The sequence below is a fragment of the Bradyrhizobium sp. P2_E8 genome (genome assembly GCF_056403875.1).
The window spans coordinates 1-5,043 of record NZ_JBFUES010000548.1 but is presented as its reverse complement, the minus strand read 5'-3'; the positions used below and the strand labels follow the sequence as shown (position 1 = coordinate 5,043).

Here is a 5,043-nt window from a genome sequence, read left to right as displayed (position 1 = left end):
GTCGCGACCGCCGCGTTGCGGCTTGCCGCGCCCGCCGCGTGAACGTTCGCGGCCGCGCTGCTCGCGCGGACGGTCGGTCGCATCGCCGGCTTCGGCGTGGACTTCGTAGTCGCCCTCGGCGCGCGGAATGCTCTGGCCGATCAGCTTTTCGATCGCGACCATCGACTTCTGGTCGAGCGGCGTGACGATCGAGATCGCCGTACCGCTGCGGCCGGCGCGGCCGGTGCGGCCGACGCGATGGACATAGTCGTCGGGATGGTGAGGGACGTCGAAATTGAAGACGTGGCTGACCTCGGGAATGTCGAGGCCGCGGGCAGCGACGTCGGAGGCAACCAGCAACGGCAGCTCACCCTTGCGGAACTGCTCGAGCGCGGCCATGCGGGCCGGCTGGTCCATGTCGCCGTGCAGCGCACCGACGCTGAAGCCGTGCTTCTGGAGCGATTTGTGAACGATCGCGACTTCGCGCTTGCGATTGCAGAAGATGATCGCGTTCTTGAGATCCTTGGCCTCGCGCAGCRGGCGGCGGAGCAATTCGCGCTTTTCATGCGCCTCGCGCCCGGCCGGGACCTGGGACTGCGTGACGGTGACGGCGGTGGTGGCGGGCTTGGAGACTTCGACCTTCTGCGGGTTGTGCAGGAAGGTCTCGGTGATGCGCCGGATTTCCGGCGGCATGGTCGCGGTGAAGAACAGGGTCTGCCGCGTGAACGGGACGAGCTTGCAGATGCGCTCGATGTCGGGAATGAAGCCCATGTCCAGCATGCGGTCGGCTTCGTCGATGACGAGCAACTCGACGCCGGTGAGCAGGAGGCCGCCGCGCTCGGTGTGGTCGAGCAGGCGGCCCGGGGTTGCGATCAGCACGTCGACGCCGCGCGTCAGCTTGGCATCCTGGTCGCCGAACGAAACGCCGCCGATCAGCAGCGCGACGTTAAGCTTTTGGCCGGCGCCGTAGCGGTCAAAATTCTCTTTGACCTGTGCCGCGAGCTCGCGGGTCGGCTCCAGGATCAGGGTGCGCGGCATGCGCGCCCGGGCTCTGCCCTTTTCGAGGATGGTAAGCATCGGCAGCACGAAGGCCGCGGTCTTGCCGGTGCCGGTCTGGGCGATGCCGAGGACGTCCTTGCGTGCGAGGACGTGGGGGATCGCCTGTTCCTGAATGGGGGTGGGGGTGGTGTAACCGGTGGCCGCCACTGCGGCGAGGACTTTTTCGGATAGTCCGAGATTTGCAAAGGACATTGAGCCTCTGGTCGAAACCGCCGTTCGGAATCGAGGGTAATAAGGCTGGTCGCGTTCCACCCCGAAACGGCGCGCTCTCAAGGAAGCTGGGGGTGCTGACTCACGCGAACAAAGCGCAAGGCTCAAGAATCGCTCTTCGATCTGAGCCGCGTCGCTCCGGAACATAGGCGGGAATCGGCCAAAGTCAATGGAGCAGGCGCGGGAAGACCCTAAAAACCCTGAGGTTTTTGCCCAAATAGCGGGCTTGGTTGGGGTTTTCCGCCTCAGCCATTGGCCGAGCGGTGGGAGCGCCTAATGCCCTTCGGCCCCCCGCGCCCGGAAGTCGCCAGGGGCTATGCCATAGGCGGCGTTGAAGACCCGGTAATAGGTCGCCAGGCTCTCGAAGCCGCAGGAGGTCGCGATGTCGGCGATCAGCCGCTCCGGCGTCTCGCGCAGCAGGTGGCGGCTTCTCTTGAGGCGCTCGTCGGTCACTGTCTGCGAGAAGCTCTTCTCGGCGGCCTCGAACAGCATGTGCAGGTGACGCACGGAAACGCCGAGCAGGTCGGCCACCATCGCTGGCGCCAGATCCGGGTTTTGCAAGTGACGCGCGATCAGGCGCCGCGCCTGCGAGAGACGGGCGGTCCGAAGCGCAGCCTGTCCGAGCCGGCTGCCGGGGCGCACGATGCCGCGCTCGATCAGCGCCAGATGGGCCAGGGCTTGAACTAAGGAGGCCTGAACCAAAGAGCTCGTATCGGCCGCGCCGTCATCGCCAGCGGCGGCCTCGCCGAGATCGGCAAAGCAGGCCGCGAGCAGGGGCGCCAGAGCGGGGTCATTGAAGGTCTTCGGCGCGAGTTCGCGGATGCGCCTGTCCTGCGCCGGGATGTGGCTGACAGGGATCTTCAGGATGCGCAGGTGGAAGCCCCCGGCGCCGAGCGGCGCGGTGCGGTAGGGCAGGTCGGTATGGCCGGTGGCGAAGCTGCCATTGGCGATCGCGAAGTCGTTTCCGYGCATGCCGCCGAACCAGCCGCCGCTGCCGAGCTGCTGGTAGACGCAGATGCTGTCGCCGGGCGCGTAGGCGATGTCGGAGGTGCTGCGCTCGACCGTGTAGTGCGAGGCCTTCAGCTCGACGAGACCGCCGCCGCCGAGCTGGCGCAGCGAGAATTCGCCGAAGAAGTCCGCGCGACGCTCGCGCTCGAGTTCGGCGGTGACGCCGAACAGGCCCTTGGCGCGCACCTCGCGCCAATAGTCGAAGCGGTCATGCGGCTCGACCTCGTCGGTACACCAGCGGTTCACGATAGCCCTCGTCCCCGAACGGAATTGCGCCTGAGAAAAAGCAGATTCCAGCTGCTCTTGCCATAGGCCCACGATGGAACCGGTGGGCTATGCCTGTTGAACCGCCGCTATGGCTGGACCGACTATGACAACAACGGCTGAAGGTCGCCAATGGACTGTACGAGGGGCGCCGGCGGTAAGCCGTCCTGCAACGGGAATTTTTCGATGACGCGTCGGCTTTTCAGAATTCTGGCGACCCTTGGCCTCGCGGCGAGCCTGGGCGGCTTCGCGCTTCCCGCCCACGCCGAGAAGCGCGTCGCGCTCGTCGTCGGCAACAACGACTACAGGAACGTCCCGAAACTGCTCAAGGCGGTCAACGACGCCCGCACCATGGGCGACACGCTGAAGCAGCTCGGCTTCTCGGTGATGGTCGCGGAGAACCAGAGCCGCCAACAATTCTCCGAGACGCTGCTCGCGTTCGACCGGTCGATCGAGCCCGGCGACACCGCGTTCTTCTTCTATGCCGGCCACGGTTTCGAGATCGCGGGCCAGAACTATCTGCTGCCGACCGACGTGCCGGCGGCGACGGAAGGACAGGAAGAGCTGGTACGCGACGCCTCCATCCTGGCGGACCGCATCGTCGAGCGCCTTCAGAACAAGAAGGCGCGGACCTCGATTTTGGTGTTCGATGCCTGCCGCAACAATCCGTTCGAACGCAAGGGGACTCGCGCGGTCGCCGGCGCCGGCGGGCTCGCGCCGATGACGCAGCTGCCCGAAGGCGTATTCTCCGTGTTCTCGGCCGGTCCCCGCCAGACCGCGCTCGATCGTCTCTCCAACGACGACGCCAATCCCAATTCGGTGTTCACGCGCACCTTCGCCAAGGAGCTGCTGCAACCCGGCGAGAACCTCGTGCAGGTGGCGCAGCGTACCCGCCGTCTCGTCAGCGAAATGGCCGACACCGTCAAGCACAGGCAGGTGCCGGTCTATTTCGACCAGATGGTCGACGACGTCTTCCTGAACAGCGTCGCGAAAGACGTGGCTGCGCGCCCGGCCGATCCGCCGCCGCAGCAGCTTGCGGCCCTGCCGCCGGTCTCGGTGCCGCGCGTGCCGAAGGAGGAAACCACCAATGCGCCGATCGCGAGCTTCTCGCGCCACAATGGCGGCTGGAGCGTGGTGTTCTCCTTCGCCGATCCGACGCTCGGCATTTCCTGGCGCATGGCCGGCAATGGCGATTTCCGCGAGACCGGATTCATCGACACGCTCGATCCGCGCACGCGCAAGCGGATGCCGAACCCGTCGATCGAATTGCCGCCGGATGCGCCGGCCGGCACCATCAAGGTTCGCTATGTCGATCAGTCCGGCGACATGCAGGGCCCGTTCCCGATCAGGTTCGATCCGGAGGCTGCGCTGATCCGCGACCAGCGCAAGATCCTGGACATGACTGCGACGAGCTGGCTGTCATTCCGCGAGTTCAACGGGCTGCTCGTCTACTACACGCACCTCGTGTCCTACCGCTGCGCCATCCGCGAGGTGCGCATCGGCATCGACACCGCGGTACCGAACCAGGTGCTGAAGATGCCGGGGTGCGACATGCGCGACCCCAGCGCGATCACCGCCGGCATGCCGCTCTACATGAAGYTCGCTCCGGCCACGCAGTTCGTCTCGGTGGAGCTGACCTATCGCGACGGCAGCGTGTCGGAGATCAAGAGTTTTCGCGCGGCGAACCGCAGCAACAACTGAGGTGTCGAGCGGGCGGCGCCGCTACGCGCGGCGCTTCCTGATAAGGCGCTTGAAGGACTCGACGGCTTCGATCAAGGGCGGAGCCAGCGAGAAGAGCGCGCCCATCGCGATCGAGATGATGACGTGGCGAAGCAGGAGCTTCTCCTGCTCCTCGAACGGATAGCCGTTCTGGTCGATCGGCACCGGCGCAAGCGCGCCGGTTGGCCGCGGATGCGACTTCCGTGGCGGGATCATGATCACGACGAAAAGCACGTTGATCAGGATCCAGACGCCGAGCAGTATGAGGATCGTCCGCACTGCAATTTCCTGAAAGAAATCGAAATTCGCTGCGACGCTAACGGGCATTCACAGCTGCGGCAAATTAAACCTGCTTGCTGCACCGCACAGAAAACTTAAGTCGTAAACGGGGATTCTGCCGTGGAACCAGATTCATCGCACCCACCGCAGGGTTCCTCCGTGAAAGTCCGGTGTTGCATCGTCGGCGGCGGACCTGCCGGCATGATGCTCGGCTATCTCCTGGGGCGCGCCGGCATCGACGTCGTGGTGCTGGAGAAGCATGCGGACTTCTTTCGCGACTTTCGCGGCGACACCGTGCATCCCTCGACGCTCCAGGTGATGGACGAGCTCGGCCTGATCGACGGCTTCCTGAAGCTGCCGCATCAGCGCTTGCAGAAGATGGACGGCCTGTTCGGCGGTACGCCGGTGCGGATCGCCGATCTGAGCCGGCTGCACACGAAGTACCCGTTCATCGCCTTCATGCCGCAATGGGATTTCCTGAACTTCCTGCGCGAGGCCGGCAAGCGCTTCGCCTCGCTCAAGGTG

5 protein-coding genes are annotated in these 5,043 nt (G+C 65.3%); 2 read left to right on the top strand and 3 right to left on the bottom strand.

The genetic code is table 11. The features are described from left to right. Positions 1 to 1,230: DEAD/DEAH box helicase (locus AC1D00_RS26115; protein WP_477012632.1), on the bottom strand; the 1,230-nt coding region annotated here is incomplete at its 3' end. A 291-nt stretch (positions 1,231 to 1,521) separates the two neighbouring features. Further along, the gene (locus AC1D00_RS26110; protein WP_477012631.1) at positions 1,522 to 2,502 is read right to left on the bottom strand and encodes a helix-turn-helix transcriptional regulator; all 981 of its coding nucleotides are present in this window, start codon (positions 2,500 to 2,502) and stop codon (positions 1,522 to 1,524) included. 204 nt (positions 2,503 to 2,706) lie between these two features. Between AC1D00_RS26110 and AC1D00_RS26105 the strand changes: the two genes are divergently transcribed. Next, the gene (locus tag AC1D00_RS26105; RefSeq protein ID WP_477012630.1) at positions 2,707 to 4,221 is read left to right on the top strand and encodes a caspase family protein; all 1,515 of its coding nucleotides are present in this window, start codon (positions 2,707 to 2,709) and stop codon (positions 4,219 to 4,221) included. 21 nt (positions 4,222 to 4,242) lie between these two features. On the opposite strand, the gene AC1D00_RS26100 is transcribed toward AC1D00_RS26105, so the two are convergent. Then, positions 4,243 to 4,518: a hypothetical protein gene (locus tag AC1D00_RS26100; protein WP_135173601.1), complete on the bottom strand. Its 276-nt coding sequence runs from the start codon at positions 4,516 to 4,518 to the stop codon at positions 4,243 to 4,245. Between the two features lie 120 nt (positions 4,519 to 4,638). Here AC1D00_RS26100 and AC1D00_RS26095 point away from each other — a divergent pair. Continuing rightward, the coding region (locus AC1D00_RS26095; RefSeq protein ID WP_477012629.1) for an FAD-dependent monooxygenase at positions 4,639 to 5,043 on the top strand (405 nt) is incomplete at its 3' end.